This window comes from Rhodococcus sp. JCM 9793 (assembly GCF_055380405.1).
In genome coordinates this window covers 1060697-1075542 of record NZ_AP043721.1, presented here as the reverse complement: position 1 = coordinate 1075542, position 14846 = coordinate 1060697, and the positions used below count along the sequence as shown (strand labels likewise).

General features: G+C 65.2%; 16 protein-coding genes. 5 read left to right on the top strand and 11 right to left on the bottom strand.

Translation table 11 applies throughout. The features are described 5' to 3' along the window. Nucleotides 1-85 precede the first annotated feature (85 nt). Complete coding sequence (locus ACZ46K_RS07210; RefSeq protein WP_464747382.1) at nucleotides 86-1657, top strand: bifunctional 3'-5' exonuclease/DNA polymerase; 1572 nt, start codon at nucleotides 86-88, stop codon at nucleotides 1655-1657. Nucleotides 1658-1950: 293 nt separating this feature from the next. After that, entirely contained in the window at nucleotides 1951-3525 is a 1575-nt protein-coding gene (locus ACZ46K_RS07205) for an ABC transporter substrate-binding protein (RefSeq protein ID WP_464747379.1), read from the top strand. A gap of 9 nt (nucleotides 3526-3534) precedes the next feature. Here the strand turns inward: ACZ46K_RS07205 and ACZ46K_RS07200 are convergent, their stop codons facing one another. Genes ACZ46K_RS07200 through ACZ46K_RS07185 form a run of 4 tightly spaced genes read right to left on the bottom strand, consistent with a single transcriptional unit; the run spans nucleotide 3535 to nucleotide 6008 of the window. Continuing rightward, the gene (locus ACZ46K_RS07200; protein ID WP_464747377.1) at nucleotides 3535-4434 is read right to left on the bottom strand and encodes a DNA-3-methyladenine glycosylase family protein; all 900 of its coding nucleotides are present in this window, start codon (nucleotides 4432-4434) and stop codon (nucleotides 3535-3537) included. Next, entirely contained in the window at nucleotides 4431-5018 is a 588-nt protein-coding gene (locus ACZ46K_RS07195; RefSeq protein WP_464747375.1) for a methylated-DNA--[protein]-cysteine S-methyltransferase, read from the bottom strand. Before ACZ46K_RS07195 ends, ACZ46K_RS07200 begins: the two co-directional genes overlap by 4 nt. After that, complete coding sequence (locus ACZ46K_RS07190) at nucleotides 5015-5524, bottom strand: RNA polymerase sigma factor (protein WP_464747373.1); 510 nt, start codon at nucleotides 5522-5524, stop codon at nucleotides 5015-5017. The genes ACZ46K_RS07195 and ACZ46K_RS07190 overlap by 4 nt, the downstream gene beginning before the upstream one ends. Continuing rightward, entirely contained in the window at nucleotides 5505-6008 is a 504-nt protein-coding gene (locus tag ACZ46K_RS07185) for a methylated-DNA--[protein]-cysteine S-methyltransferase (protein WP_054810122.1), read from the bottom strand. The genes ACZ46K_RS07190 and ACZ46K_RS07185 overlap by 20 nt, the downstream gene beginning before the upstream one ends. Nucleotides 6009-6101: 93 nt before the next feature. On the opposite strand from ACZ46K_RS07185, the gene ACZ46K_RS07180 reads away from it, so the two are divergent. Then, nucleotides 6102-6701 (top strand): hypothetical protein, encoded by a 600-nt coding sequence (locus ACZ46K_RS07180; RefSeq protein WP_054806297.1) that lies wholly within the window; start codon nucleotides 6102-6104, stop codon nucleotides 6699-6701. 23 nt (nucleotides 6702-6724) lie between these two features. Here the strand turns inward: ACZ46K_RS07180 and ACZ46K_RS07175 are convergent, their stop codons facing one another. From ACZ46K_RS07175 to ACZ46K_RS07155, 5 genes are all read right to left on the bottom strand, one after another. Then, nucleotides 6725-7462: an SDR family NAD(P)-dependent oxidoreductase gene (locus tag ACZ46K_RS07175; RefSeq protein WP_054806298.1), complete on the bottom strand. Its 738-nt coding sequence runs from the start codon at nucleotides 7460-7462 to the stop codon at nucleotides 6725-6727. Further along, the gene (locus ACZ46K_RS07170; RefSeq protein WP_054806299.1) at nucleotides 7459-8490 is read right to left on the bottom strand and encodes a phosphotransferase family protein; all 1032 of its coding nucleotides are present in this window, start codon (nucleotides 8488-8490) and stop codon (nucleotides 7459-7461) included. The genes ACZ46K_RS07175 and ACZ46K_RS07170 overlap by 4 nt, the downstream gene beginning before the upstream one ends. Beyond that, entirely contained in the window at nucleotides 8487-9704 is a 1218-nt protein-coding gene (locus ACZ46K_RS07165) for an acyl-CoA dehydrogenase family protein (RefSeq protein WP_464747370.1), read from the bottom strand. Before ACZ46K_RS07165 ends, ACZ46K_RS07170 begins: the two co-directional genes overlap by 4 nt. Nucleotides 9705-9797: 93 nt before the next feature. Beyond that, complete coding sequence (locus ACZ46K_RS07160) at nucleotides 9798-10424, bottom strand: TetR family transcriptional regulator (protein WP_054806303.1); 627 nt, start codon at nucleotides 10422-10424, stop codon at nucleotides 9798-9800. A gap of 35 nt (nucleotides 10425-10459) precedes the next feature. Continuing rightward, complete coding sequence (locus tag ACZ46K_RS07155) at nucleotides 10460-11587, bottom strand: NDMA-dependent alcohol dehydrogenase (RefSeq protein WP_464747368.1); 1128 nt, start codon at nucleotides 11585-11587, stop codon at nucleotides 10460-10462. A gap of 156 nt (nucleotides 11588-11743) precedes the next feature. Between ACZ46K_RS07155 and ACZ46K_RS07150 the strand changes: the two genes are divergently transcribed. Beyond that, nucleotides 11744-12187 carry an SRPBCC family protein gene (locus ACZ46K_RS07150; RefSeq protein WP_054806300.1) on the top strand — a complete coding sequence of 148 codons (444 nt, stop codon included), beginning with the start codon at nucleotides 11744-11746 and terminating at the stop codon, nucleotides 12185-12187. A 13-nt stretch (nucleotides 12188-12200) separates the two neighbouring features. Here the strand turns inward: ACZ46K_RS07150 and ACZ46K_RS07145 are convergent, their stop codons facing one another. After that, a complete protein-coding gene (locus ACZ46K_RS07145; RefSeq protein WP_054810121.1) occupies nucleotides 12201-12827 on the bottom strand; it encodes a maleylpyruvate isomerase family mycothiol-dependent enzyme in 627 nt (208 codons plus the stop codon). A 67-nt stretch (nucleotides 12828-12894) separates the two neighbouring features. After that, a complete protein-coding gene (gene hppD / locus ACZ46K_RS07140; protein WP_054806301.1) occupies nucleotides 12895-14100 on the bottom strand; it encodes a 4-hydroxyphenylpyruvate dioxygenase in 1206 nt (401 codons plus the stop codon). A 187-nt stretch (nucleotides 14101-14287) separates the two neighbouring features. Between hppD and ACZ46K_RS07135 the strand changes: the two genes are divergently transcribed. After that, nucleotides 14288-14797 (top strand): Lrp/AsnC family transcriptional regulator, encoded by a 510-nt coding sequence (locus ACZ46K_RS07135; protein ID WP_054806302.1) that lies wholly within the window; start codon nucleotides 14288-14290, stop codon nucleotides 14795-14797. Nucleotides 14798-14846: the final 49 nt, after the last annotated feature.

The following is a 14846-nucleotide window of genomic DNA, read 5'->3' as shown; positions in this document are numbered from 1 at the left end:
GCCAATAGATCGGGGCCGGCCGGTCAGTGAGATCACTCCTGGGCCTGGGGCGCCGAGATTCCTCGCTGATCCGTACCCTGAACCGATGCGCGCCGTCGTCGTTCCTCATCCCTCCGCGAGCGGGGGTGTGCGCGGTGGCAGCGTCGCCCTGATCGACGACGCCGGCGTCCCAGTGGGCGATATCTGGGAGTGTCGCGATCTCGCTGCGACCGTGACGGAGCTCGAATCCTCTCGCAGCCCGCGATGGGTGTGGACCTCCACCGCGACCGTGTACCCGGAGCTGCTGCGCGCCGGTGTGCGGGTGCAGCGGTGCCACGATCTGGCGACCACCGCCGCAATCCTGAACACGCGCGACGGGATCCCACCGGATCCCGTCGAGGAACCGGTGGACGAAAGACCCGGGCTGTTCGACGCGGCGCCCGGCGTCGGCATCGCCACCGTGATCGAGCGATTCGCCGAGCAACGTCGCCGCACGGCTACCGACCGCCGTCTCGATCTGCTCGTGGCAGCCGAATCCGCCGGGACACTCGCCGCCGCCGAAATGGGTTTCGACGGATTACCGTTCTCGGTCGACGCGCACCGCGCCCTGCTCGAGCGCACCCTCGGCCGACGCCCCCTCGGGTACGAGCAACCGACGCGGATCGCCGAGGTGATCGAGGAGATCCAGACCGTGTTCGGCCGGCCCGTGAATCCGGCGTCGCACGTCGAGGTGCTCGATGCGTTCCGTCGCGAAGGTATCGAGCTGACGTCGACTCGAAAACATGTACTGCGCGAACTCGACCATCCCGCGGTGCCGTTGTTGTTGCGGCACCGCGACCTGTCGAAGCTGTACAGCACCAACGGGTGGAGTTGGCTCGACACGTGGGTTCACGACAATCGCTTCCGCCCCGTGTACGTTCCTGGCGCGGTGGTCTCCGGGCGGTGGGCGAGCCGCGGTGGCGGCGCCCTGCAGATCCCCAAGGCGTTGCGGTCGAGCGTGGTCGCCGACCCCGGGCATACCTTCGTCATCGCCGACGCCGGACAGCTCGAACCCCGCATCCTCGCCGCCATGTCGGGAGATCCCCGCATGGTCGCGGCTGCGGGCGGTGACGACCTGTACGCCCCGGTGGCGGCAACAGCGTTCGGGGGAGATCGCGCGAAAGCGAAGGTCGCGGTGCTCGGTGTGCTCTACGGCGCGACCTCCGGTGATTCTCGTGCGCTGCTGACGGTGCTGCGCAGGAGCTTTCCCGACGCAGTCGAATTCGTCGAACGCGCAGCCCGCGCCGGGGAGCGCGGGGAGGTCGTGCATTCATGGCTCGGGCGTGCCTGTCCCCCACCGGAACCCGGATTTCACTCGCACGGCGACGTGCGTGCCCGCGGACGTTTCACCCGAAATTTCGTCGTCCAGGCCACGGCCGCGGAGTGGGCGTTGTGTGTGCTGGCCGAACTGCGACGCAGGCTCGCGACGGCACCGGACGGCCGCGACGGCGAGTTGGTGTTCTTCCAGCACGACGAGGTCGTGGTGCACACCCGTAATGCCGACGCCGCCGCCGCACACATCGAGGCGTCGGTCGGGGCAGCGACCAGGTTGATGTTCGGCGACACCGCGGTCCGCTTCCCCATGTCGACCGACGTCCGCCCTTCCTACGCCGACGGTGAGTCCGAGCCCGCGGAGTAGGGGCTCCTCCGCGCCGGTGAATTGCCCTCCCCAAGCGGGCTCCAGTGTTGTATTCTCATCGATAAGAATGTGACTTTCCTAATATCAGAATCACACTCTTCCGCGATGTGGCCCACAAGGCGCGACGGAACCCCCGTGTCGTGGAAAGCCCGAACCTGCCCTGACGTCGGTTGCCTTTCCTCACTCTCTTCACTGCCCATCAGGCGCCCTGCGCACCACGTTCGTGCTCTCACCGCCCGTCCGTCGTGACACACCTATTGGCCGTTCACTGTCTGAATACTGAGAGGTCGACGATGTTCCGATCCAGACAATTCCTGACCGCAACGGCCTGCGCCGGCGCGCTCCTCCTGAGCGCATGCGGCGCTTCGGGTACCGACACCGGAAGCCAGACCTCGGTCGGCGCCGAGGACGGCGACCCCGTCGCCGGTGGGACGGCCGATGTCCTGCAACCCGCAGAGCCGCGATCCCTCGACCCTGCGTCTCTGTCCAATACTTTCTCGCATCAGCCGGTCGTCGGTAACGCCCTGTACGGGACATTGATGATCAATAATCTCGACACGTTCGAGATCGAATACAAGATGGCCACAGATTTCTCCACCGCAGACGGCGGAACCACATTCACGCTGACTCTGCAGCCGGGTCTGACGTTCACCGACGGCACCCCGCTCGATGCTTCGGCGGTCAAATTCAATTGGGATCGCTTGCGCGATCCGGCCCTGGGTTCGACGGCGATCAGGCAAGCCGCCCAGGTGACGAACTCCGAGGTGGTCGACCCGACCACGTTGACGATCACGCTGGCGGCGCCGAATCCACACTTCCCGCAGGGCATGCTCGGCACATCGATGAATTGGATCGCGTCGCCCGCCGCACTCCAGAAGGGTCAAGCTGCGTTCGACGAGAACCCGGTAGGTGCAGGCCCGTTCACCCTCACCGAGTGGACCCGCCAGAGCGTGATCGAACTCGAGAAGAACCCGGGCTACTGGGATGCGCCGAAGCCCTACCTGGATCGCATTACCGTTCGCACCTCGACCGACACCAACCAGCGGTTCAATGCGATCACGACCGGCAGCGCAGATCTGTCGTCGGAGTCCAGTTGGGAGATTCTGGCAAATACCGAGGTGGCCGGGTTCCCGACCGAAGTCGTGCAGACCGGTGGCGGACAGATTCTCGGTATGAACTTCCGCCGTGCGCCGTTCGACGACGAGCGGGCACGTCGAGCCGTGGCACTTGCCACCGATCTGGATGCGATCAATGCCGCCGTCTTCAACGGTGCCGCCGAGTACCCGGCCACTCTCTTTCCCGAATCGTCGCCGTTCTTCGTGGATGTTGCATTGCCCACGCAGGACAAGGACACTGCTCAGAAACTGTTCGACGAGCTTGCGGCAGAGGGTAAGCCGGTGAAGTTCACATTCCTGTCCTATCCCACGCCGGAGAGCAAAGAGGTTGCGGAAGCATTGCAGGCTCAGCTGAGCGCGTTCCAGAACGTCGAAGCCCAGGTCGAGATTGCCGACTTTGCCACGCTCACCGGCCGAGCCGGCGCGCGAGACTTCGACATGCTGATCTCGTCCGCGATCACTCAAGACCCGGATTACTCGCTGTGGACCGCGTTCCATGGTGATTCCGTGGGCAACTTCACCGGGATCAACGATCCGGAACTCAATGCCGCGCTGGATGCAGGCCGCGTCGGCACGACGGTGGAGGAACGCCAAGCGGCGTACAAGACCGCGCAGGAACGGCTCGTCGCACTGAACCCGGGCATCTGGTACGTCAAGGCAGCACCTTCCGTCACGCTGAGCAAGGATCTGCATGGTGTGACCATGTACACGCTGGGATCACCGTTGCCTGAAGAGTTGTGGGTCACCAACTGACCGGTGGCATCATCGTGCCGCGGTCGACGGGGGCGGCGCCGCACACGCGGACTTCGCATAGGCCGCGTGTGTCCACAGGTGCGACACGGCGTACGCCCTCCACGGCCGCCACGATTCGGCGCGCGCGGTCGCCTCACCGGCAGTGACGCCTCCCAGCGCTCGACGCAGCACCAGGTCGCCGGAGGGATACGCGTCGCGGTCGCCGAGTGCACGCAGCGACAGGTAGTCGACGGTCCACGGCCCGATCCCGGGCAGGGCCAGCAGTTCTGTTCGGAAGTCGGCCGTCGACGTCGCGTCGAGCCCGTCGGCCGCGGCGGTCGCGAGTGTGTGCACCGTGCGGGAGCGCGCACCCGTGACCCGCACCGCCGCCTTCAGTTCGTCCGGATCCGCAGCCGCGAGACGCTGCGGCGTCGGGAAACATCGCAACCCGTCAGGCGCGGGATCACCATATTCTGCAACGAGTCTCGAGGTGAAGGTCGAGCCCGCCGCGAGGCTCACTTGTTGCCCGAGCACTGTCTGCACGGCAGTCGCGAACCAGTCGGTGCTGCCGAGCACGCGAAGACCGGGCCGGGCTGCGATGAACGGTGCCAACAACGGATCTGTGCCCAACGCCGCGTCGATCACGGTCGGTTCGGCGTCGAGATCGAGCCAGGCGAGGAGGCACTGTTCGAGTTCGGGCACATCTCGATCATCGGTGGCAACGATCCGCGCGCTGACATACGCGGCGTCCGGATCGTTCTCGAACGTCACCGACACGACCGCGGGACCTCCACGACCCCGGACCGCACGGCTGTGGGTGCCGGTCTGAGCATCGTGCCGTTCGTGGCCTGCGACGGTGTGACTCCGCAATGCGTCGAGCATCGCCGACACGGCGAACGGCGGCGTCAACGGCAGACGCAGGGTGGTCATGCCGCCGCCTCGAGACTCAGCAGAATCCGTTTCGCCTCGACGCCCCCGGCGTACTGCCCGATCCCGCCGTCGCTACGCACCACCCGATGACAGGGAACAATCACGGGCAGAGGGTTTTTCGCGCAGGCCGTACCCACCGCACGAACAGCCCTCGGGCTACCGGCGGCCGCGGCGACCTCGGCGTAACTGGCAGTGTGCCCGTACGCGATGTCGGGTAGGTGCGTGATCACCTCGCGCCGGAATCCGGTCGCGAGCCGGAAGTCGAGGGGCAGATCGAACGACGCCCGCGTGCCCTCGAAGTACTCGTCGAGCTGGGCCGCCGCGGTGTCGAGTCGTTCGGGCGTTTCGAGAATGCGGGGGCTGATGCGCGCAGCGAGGTCGTCCAGCACGTCGTCCCGGCCGTCGGCGATGTATGCGACCCGCACGAGCCCCGCCTCGGTCGCGGCGAGCAGCAGCGGCCCGACCGGCGTGTCGACGATCCGGTAGGCGACGTCGAGGAGACCGGCGGCGGCGGCATCGACCGTGAGTCGCTGACGCAGCCACGCAAGATCGGACGTCGAGACCGATGGCATAGGAAAAGTCATGACACGCTCCCTATCTCGGTGCTGTAGTGACGACGCAACGCTGCACGACCGTCGGAGGCTGCGCGGCGCGCGGCTTCCGCGGTGCTGCCGAGGAGTTCACCGATCTCTGCGTACGGCAATCCGCCGATGTAGTGGTAGACGAGCGTGGCACGCTGAGTGAACGGCAATGCCGCAACCTCGCCCCACAGTTCGTCGTCTCCGGTGCCGGGGAGATCCGTGGTCGAGGCCCGCTCGGGCAATACCTCAGTGGGTAGCGGCGCCCGACCGTGCACGCGGTGAACGTCGATCGACTTGCGGTGCGCGATGGTCACGAGCCACGCCTCGATGTTGGCACCCGGCTTCAGATCCGGATAGGCACGCAAGGCAGCGAGAAACGTCTCCGACCACGCGTCGTCGGCGTCGGCGGCGCTGAGCATTGCGCGGCACACCCGGAGCACGGTCGGGCCGTGGTCGGCGACGACCCGCTCGAATGGTGGTAGGTGCCCGTCAGGCCGGTGTCGGGGCATGGGCGATCCGCGCCTCCTGCTCGAGGAGGAACTGTTTACGCTCCACTCCCCCGGCATACCCGGTGAGTCTGCCGCTGCTACCGATGACGCGATGACACGGAACGACGATGCTCAGCGGATTCCGTGCGTTGGCCGCCGCGACCGCCCGCACCGCGGTAGGCCGGCCGATCGCGGCCGCCACCTCCCCGTAAGTCGAGGTGGTTCCGAATTCGATGGCTCGGAGAGCGGTCCACACGGTGTGCTGGAACTCGGTGCCGACCGGGGCAAGGGGGACCGTGAACGTCGTGCGCGCGCCGTCGAAGTACTCGCGGAGCTGGTCGATTGCCTCCTCGAACCCCTCCTCCGTCTGCGGCCCGAAACTGTCGCGATCAGGTGCGGGGTGGTGATCGGCCATGTACAGGCCCGACAGCACGCCGTCGGTGTTCACCAGGGTCAACTCGCCGATCGGCGAGCCGATCACGATGTGGGTACGCGATGCGGTCACGGCTTCGATCCTTCCATCCGGTGCAAGGTCTACATGAGGTAGACGCACGGGGTGGTGAAAACGTGAGGTGGTTCGTTCCTGCACTATGAGCGGATGATCTCGCTGCCCGCATTGCCCCTCGTCGGACCGGTCACCGGTATGGCCCGCACCCTCGCCGAGCGCACGGTCGCCACCGCCGTGTTCGCGGCAACGGTTCCTGCCCGCGTCGAAGCCCTGCTCGACACGGCCGAAAAGCTCGTCGCACGAGTCGACGATGTCGTCACCGATGCGGCCGCAGCTGTCGCCCACGCTGCCGCGGTGATCGAATCGACGACGCAGGTCGTCGGGGAGGCTGCCGATGTGGCTGCACGAGCCGAGCAGGTCGTCGAGTCTGCGGGCACCAGCACCGCCGTCGCGGGCGAGCTCCTCGACACCTACGCACCACTCGCCACGCAGGCAGCACCCTTGGCATCGCAGTTCCTCGACGAACTGTCACCCGAGGAAGTGCGCGCGGCGATCCTGATGCTCGACCAGTTCCCGGAACTTTCCGAACGCATGGTCGGGCTCATGCCTATCCTCGCGACCCTCGAATCCGTCGGGCCCGAGCTTCACGAACTGCTGGGCGTCGCCCAGGACGTGCGCCAAGCCATCACGGGAGTACCCGGCTTCGGCTTCCTGCGACGTAGAGGCGAGGAGAAGGAAAACGGCGACTGACCCCACCCCCTGATGCAGCATCATCAAGCCTCGTACAGACTCGATCCCGCGCGACTGAGCACCAGCCGCGGCAGCACCGCCCGCGACGACAACTTGAGCAGCGCGTCGACCAGTTCGACGACATCGTTCACCTCGAGCATCGACTCGGCGGGGATCTTCTCCTTGATCCAGTCCGACATGTCGGTATCTACATACGCAGGCGCGATCGCCGACACGGAGACCCCATTGCCGGATTCCTCGAGATTGAGGGTCTCGACCAGGGAGATCAGCGCGGCCTTCGTCGCCCCGTACGCCGCGAGTCCGGCTTCGGCGTACACACCGGTGATCGACGACAACGCCACGACCTTCGCACCGCGACCCGGGTCGGCGGCAGCGGCTGCCCGCAGCAACGGCAACGAGGCCTGGAGCAGCGCGAACGGTGCGGAAAGGTTCACCGCAAGCGTCTTGTCGAAGCGGCGCGCCGGAAATTCTGCGATCGCGCCCGCGGTGCCGACGCCGGCGTTGAGGATCAGCGCACGCATCGTGCCGAACGATTCTTCGTGCGCACTCACCAGCTGTGCTGCCACTTCGGGATCGGCGAGATCCGCGGCGAGCGCATTCACCTCGGAGGCACCCGCCTCACGCAGTTGCACGGCGGCCTTCTCGAGCCGCTCCTCGTTGCGCGCCGAGATCGTGAGGGCGTAGCCCTGCTCGGCAAGCCTCATCGCGACACCGAATCCGATGCCACGCGACGCCCCGGTCACCAGTGCACTCGCGGTCACGAGGCCGCTCCCTTCACTGCTTCGAGACCGGCTGCGACGAGCGCCGGAACCGCTTCTCCGGCTTTGTCGAACCCGTCTCCTACTGTCGCGCCGACGCGCCACCGGTGGTTGATCCCCTCGGCGATCACGGCGAGCTTGAAATACGCGAGACCCATGTAGAAGTCCCAGTGTGCAATCTCGCGACCGGAGGCCACGGCGTAGCGCTGTACGAGGTCGGTGTCTGCCGGCAGCCGGGAGCTCGTCCACGCGGCCGGGAAACCGAGCACGTCGTCGAGCGCCGGGTTCCGGTAGACGCACATCAACGCGAGATCGGTGAGCGGATCACCGAGCGTGGACAGTTCCCAATCTACCACTGCGGCAACCTTGCTCGCATCATTCTTGTCGAGAATGGTGTTGTCGATCCGGTAGTCGCCGTGCACGATCGACGGCGCGGGCGACTCGGGGATCGAGTCGGCGAGGGTTGCATGGAGGCGGTCGAGGTCAGGAAGTTCGCGGGTCTTGACACGCCCCCACTGGCTCGCCCACAACTTCACCTGCCGCGTGACATATCCGTCGGGGCGACCGAGTTCGCCGAGACCCACCGCGGCGAAGTCGACGTTGTGTAGCGCAGCGATGATCCGTACCAGTTCGTCGGTGCAGCTGTCGATCTCGTCGTCGGTCAGCGTGTCGAGATCGTTCTTGCTGCGGATCACGCGCCCGTCGATATGTTCGACGACAGTGAACGGCGCACCCATCACCGTGTCGTCCTCGCACAGCGCGACCGTCTGCGCGACCGGGACTCCACTGTCCTGCAGCGCCGTGGTGATGCGGTATTCGCGTGCCACGTCGTGTGCAGAGGGCGTCAGACCCGCGGTGGGGGGACGACGGAGAACCCATTTCGACGTGTCGTCGAAGATCCCGTAGGTGAGGTTCGATTTGCCGCCGGAGATGAGTTCGGCGCGTAGTTCACCGTCGAGATCCACCCCGGATTCCGACAGGAAACGCTGGAGGGCAGGAAGATCCAATCCCTCGTACCGCAGCGCGGTCACGACTGGGCCGCCTTCGCTGCAGCAGCCCTACGAGCGGCACCGACGGTGCGCTTGGCGATAGCCCAGCGGTGCACCTCGGACGGTCCGTCGTAGACACGGAACGGGCGAACCTCTCGCGAGAGGCGTGCGAGCGGAAGGTCTTCGGACACACCGAGACCACCGCACATCTGCACCGACCGATCGACGATCCGGAAGATCGCTTCGGCGGCGAACGTCTTCGCGATGGACGTGGCGTTTGCGGCGTGTGAACCCTGATCGAGTTCCCAGCATGCCTGCGTGAGCAGGGCGCGGGTGGCGGCGATATCGATTTCGTTGTCGGCGACCATCTTCTGGATCATGCCCAGGTCGCCGAGTTTCGATCCGAAACCCTCACGTTCGGCGACATAGCCGACGGCAACGTCGTGGCCGCGACGGGCAGCGCCGAGCCATCGCATCACGTGTGTCATACGGGCCGGCCCCAGCCGGACCTGCGCGTAGGAGAAACCCTGGTCGACTTCACCGAGCACCGCGGAGTCGGGGACGAACAGGTCCTCGAAGTCGACCACACAGTGTCCCCCGAGCATGGACTTGTCGAGAGTGCCGATATGCCGGCCGACCGTCAGCCCCGGGGTGTCGGCGGGCGCGAGGAACATGGTGGCCCCGCCACGTCTACCGGGTTCCCCGGAGGTGCGGGCCATGATGATGAAGAAGCCGGCACCATCGGCTCCGGTGATGAAGTGCTTGCGGCCGTTGATCTTCCAACCACCCGATGCCTTCACCGCAAGCGTGTTGAGCGCGTTGGGGTCTGCGCCTGCACCGGGTGCGGGTTCGGTCATCGCGAACGCGGACCGCACGTCGCCGGCCGCGAGTGGCGCGAGGAACTGCTGCTTCTGCTCGTCGCTTGCGATATGGGCGAGCATGTGGACGTTGCCCTCGTCGGGCGCGGCGATGTTCAGAGCGGTGGGGCCGAAGAGTGAATAGCCGGCCGCTTCGAAGACGGGAGCGCGGTCGGACATGCCGAGTCCGTGGCCGCCGTATTCGATGGGAGCGTGCGGCGCGAAGACACCGGCATCCTTGGCGGCTTTCTGCAGATCGGTACGGATGGTGTCACCGCCGGCCGCAGCGATGTCACCGCCGTGCGCGTCTTCGATGGGCAACACGTGGTCGCGGATGAACGCTTCGGTCTTTGCGACCAGGCCCGTTACCTGATCCGAATACGACAGATCGACTGCCATGATCACTTCCTCTCCACACCGACCGACCGATCGATCGCTCGGTCATGGATACCGTGACACACCCGTGTCGGTCCGGTCAAGGGGAGTCAGGACTCAGCGCGCTCCCACCGCACTGCGCGCAATTGCAAGATTCCGCTCGACGAGTTCATCGGGCGTGAGCGCGCCATCCGGGCGGTACCAATCGGCCACCCCGATGCACATCGTGGCCACCGCACGTCCCGCATCCTTGGGAAACGGTGTGGTGAACTCGCCCGACTCGACACCCGCCTCGATGATCTCGTCGATCATGCGCTGCTGTTCGTCGCGCAGCGCGACGTATGCCTCACGACTCTCCGGCTCCATGCTGCGCATCTCCGTGGAGGCGACAAAGGCCTGGTCGCGGCGGAACATGTGGAACCTCAGCAGCGACTCCACCACCGCGTCGAACCGCTCGGACGGGGTCGGGCCTGCTTCGGCGAGAGCACGCCGACTGCGGTCCAGCAGTTCGTTCATGACGGCCGTCGTCAGCGACACAAGAAGCGCCTGCTTCGACGGGTAATGGTGATACAGACCGGGGACGGAGAGTTCCGCGCGTGCGGCGACTTCCCGGATCGACGTACCGTCGTAGCCTCGCTCCGCGAAGGCCTCGAGTGCCGCAGCCAGGGGTTTCGGCAATGACACCGGGCCGTAGTGTCGCCACGACCCGGTGTCGCCGGAGACCTGATCCTCACGCGTGTTCATGGGCATCACGGTAAAGGACGGCCGCCCTCACGGACTCAGTAGTCGTCGTCGCCGTAGACGATGACACCGCGCAGGTTCTTGCCGGCCAGCATGTCGGCGTAGCCCTCGTTGATCTCTTCGAGCTTGTATGTCTTGGTGACGAGACCGTCGAGTTCGAGCTGGTTGTTGCGGTACAGCTCGAGCAGCTTGGGAATCTGCGAACGCGGGCCCACCCCGCCGAAGATCGCGCCCTGCACCCGCTTCTGGAGCAACGTGAGCTCGAACAGACTCATCTTGACATCGATATCCCTGGCATCACCCATGCCGACGACCACCACCTGACCGCCCTTGGCAGTCACCGCGAGAGCCGGTGCGATCATGTCGCCGTGGATCTCACCGACAGTGATGATCGTTACGTCGGCCATTGCACCCCAAGTGATTTCACCGATCACGGGAGTGGCTTCCTCGAGCGACGCGAACGTGTGGGTGGCCCCGAATTCCTTGGCCTTCTGCCGCTTGAACTCGACGGGGTCGATCGCAATGACGAAGCGCGCACCCGCGTGCGCAGCGCCCTGCACGGAGTTGATACCGACGCCACCGACACCGATGACCACCACCGCGTCGCCGACCTTGGTGCCGCCGATCGCCGTCGCCGATCCCCAGCCGGTCGCGACACCGCAGCCGAGGAGCGCTGCCTTGTCGAGCGGAATATCCTTCTCGATCTTGATGACCGAGGCCTCGTTGACCGTGACATACGGAGCGAAGGTGCCGAGCAAGCACATCTGAATGACCGGCTCACCGTTCAGCGTCACGCGATTGGTCTTGTCGGAGATCGCTTTCCCGGTGAGGAGTCCGGCACCCTCGTCACAGATGTTCTGCAACCCCTTCGCGCACGAGCGACACCGCCCACATGCCGGGATGAACGCGAGAACGACGTGGTCACCCTCCGCCACACTGCTGACTCCCGGTCCGACCTTGGTGACGACACCGGCACCCTCATGACCGCCGAGCGCGGGGAACGACGGCAGCGGTGAAGCTCCGGTCCTCAGATGCTCGTCGGAGTGGCACAGTCCGGACGCCGCCAGCTTGACCTGCACCTCACCCGCCACCGGGTCGCCGAGATCGATCTCCTCGATCTCCCACGGCTGGTTTACGCCCTTGATGACTGCCGCTTTTACCTTCACCGAAGCCTCCTGCGTGATGGGAACCACGTGATCCACGGAGAGTGAAGCAGCTTTTCCGGCATTTCGGGGGAGAAACCCGGACACACCCCTTCCCGATCCGGACAGTAATAGATACCCTGAGTAACAGACACGAGCCCTGAAGGGAACCTGCCCGCCATGATCGAGGTCCACCACAGCGCCGTCGCGGAGGTTCCCGTCGACGTCGCCTTCGACTACATCGACGACCACCGCACCGTCCCCGACTGGATGTTCGGCGTGGTCCGATTCGAGCCGGTCAGCGACCAGATCCACGGCCTCGGGGCAAAGTTCGATGCCACCATGCGGGTCGGCCCGAAGAACCTCGATTCCCGCGTCGAAATCGTCGAATGGGACCGCAACAAGGCGATCGTGTTGTCGTCGATCTCGGGGTTCTGCACGTCATCCTCGTGGAGATTCGCCGAACTCGAGAACGAGCAGACCCGGCTCGACGTCGTCTTCGGTTACGAACTTCCCGGCGGCCTCGCCGGTCGTGCCCTCGGCAAACTCATCGAGCCCATCGTGGGCACGGCCGTGCGGCAGACCGAGCAGGCGCTGCGCACCCAGCTCGTGCAGCTCGCCTGATCCCGCGGACGGTTCACACCCCTGCGGTGAACCGTCCGCTCTCCTCGCCCGTCAACAATCCCGACGGCAAGATCCGGCCGGTCAGGACCAGCAGAAGATGCTGCGCCGACCCTGTGACGGTGGAACCCGCGCCGTACGACCAGTCGTGATCGTCGGCCTGTAACCGAACACCGCTCAGGTCGGCACCGAAGAAGTCGATGGCCTTGGGTTTCAACGATCCGAGCATCATCTCGATGCGTTCCTGCGGCACCGTGCGGTCGATCCCGAGCGCGACGGTCATATCGAGGCCATGAATCACTTCGTGGAACAGCGTCCCCTCCGGTCCATCGCCCGGCGGATGCCACGGATGCTCGATATTCGCCCGCAGACTATCGAGCAACTCCGCGTCCGACAGTGCGCGCGTATCGGCACGGGCGCATTCGTCGGATGCGCGGTTGATGTTGCCCCGCGCCTTCACCATGGCGAACACCAGCCGCGGGATGCCGTAGCGAAACGCTGTAGTGGTGTGCGCGAGGACCTCTCGCACCCTCCATCCTTCGCATAAGGATGCGGTGGCCCACTGCTGCTCGTCGAGCCCGCCGAGTATTTCGGCGAGATCTCGCCGTTCCCCGGCAACGTACGGATGTGCAGACTTCGACATGCGTCGGTCCCTTCACTCGGAGTTCGTCAGGTACAGACCTCTCCGATTCGAGGAACTCATCGCACGATCAGAAGTTTCCGCGCGCAGCCTGCTCCCGCTCGATGGCCTCGAACAGCGCCTTGAAATTACCCTTCCCGAAGCCGAGCGATCCGTGGCGCTCGATCAGTTCGAAGAACACCGTCGGCCGGTCGCCGATCGGCTTGGTGAAGATCTGCAGAAGATAGCCGTCTTCGTCGCGATCGACGAGGATGCCGCGCTTCTTCAGTTCCTCGATCGGCACACGCACTCGGCCGATACGCGCGCGGAGTTCAGGATCCTCGTAATACGCATCCGGGGTCGCGAGGAATTCGACGCCCTCACCGCGCAACCAATCCACCGTGGTGAGAATGTCATTGGTGGCCAAGGCAAGATGCTGCGCACCCGGGCCTTGATAGAAGTCGAGGTACTCGTCGATCTGCGAGCGCTTCTTGGCGATCGCCGGCTCGTTGAGCGGGAACTTCACGCGGTGATTGCCGTTGCACACCACCTTGCTCATGAGCGCCGAGTAGTCGGTGGCGATGTCGTCGCCGACGAACTCCGCCATGTTCGTGAACCCCATGACACGGTTGTAGAAACCGACCCACTCGTCCATCCGGCCGAGTTCGACGTTGCCGACCACGTGGTCCAGCGCCTGGAACAGTCGCCTCGGAGCACCGTCACGTTTACGGAAAGTGGATGCGCGCTCGACATATCCGGGCAGGTAGGGCCCGTTGTAGCGCGACCGGTCGACGAGGGTGTGCCGGGTGTCGCCGTAGGTGGCGATTGCTGCGGTCCGCACGGTGCCGTGTTCGTCGGTGATGTCGCGGGGCTCTTCGACGATCGTCGCGCCCTGCAGGCGAGCATGCTCGATGCACTTGTCCACGTCCGGCACCTGCAGCGCGATATCGACGACGCCGTCGCCGTGGCGTCGGTGATGCTCGATCAGCGCACTGTTCGGATCGACCGCACCCTTGATCACGAATCGCACGGCACCGCTGCGCAATACATAGGAATGATGATCTCGGTTTCCGGTATTCGGACCGGAATACGCGACGAGTTCCATTCCGTAGACGGACTGGAAATAGTGGGCAGTCTGGGTCGCGTTGCCGACCACCCACACCACCGCGTCCCATCCACTCACCGGGAACGGGTCGCTGTCACTGTCGTATTCGACGAGACCGACGAGACGATGAAGTTCGTCGGCGTCGAGGTGGGCGAGCCTCTCGCTGTCGGTGAGGGTGTATTCGAGCGTCATGTCGTGAACCTCCTGCCGCCGTCCGCGGCACCGGTCGATGTGTCGTGTATCACCAGGAGAAACCCATCGAGCAGCGTCGCGCAACGTCGCCTTTCCCAACTGGTCGCGTTGGCTCGAATCCACCGGAGAGACCACGCCCAGCTATACAATCGGTCTAGAATTTGCGGCTCGATGGGAAGGACCCGCCATGCGCGAGCCTGTACAACTGGACGAATTGGATTTTGCACTTCTCGGGGCACTGCACGCCGATCCGAAGGTCGGCGCACTCGAACTGTCACGCCGGCTGACGGTTGCGCGCGCCACGGTCTCGGCACGTCTCAAACGCCTCGAGGACACCGGCGTCATCGCCGGTTATGAACCCAGAATCGACTTGTCTGCAGCAGGATTCGAGGTTCAGGCCTTCGTGACGATGGAGATCGTCCAAGGGGCACTCGAAGCTGTGACCGAAGTACTCGAGGCGATCCCCGGGGTACTCGAAGCATTCGCCACGACCGGCGCCGGCGACATCCTGTGCCGCATCGGTGCCGATTCGCACATCGGGCTGCAACAGACCCTCATCGAATTGAACCGCTCGTCGATCGTCGCTCGATCGACGAGCGTCATGGTGTTGTCGGAAGTGGTGCACTACCGCGCCATGCCGCTGCTCCGAACTCTCGAACCCGAACGATCAGCGAAGGCCCCCGCCTACCGTCGTTGACCCGATCAACCAGCGGGAGTGTCCCCAACTGCACGAATTGCACAGAAAA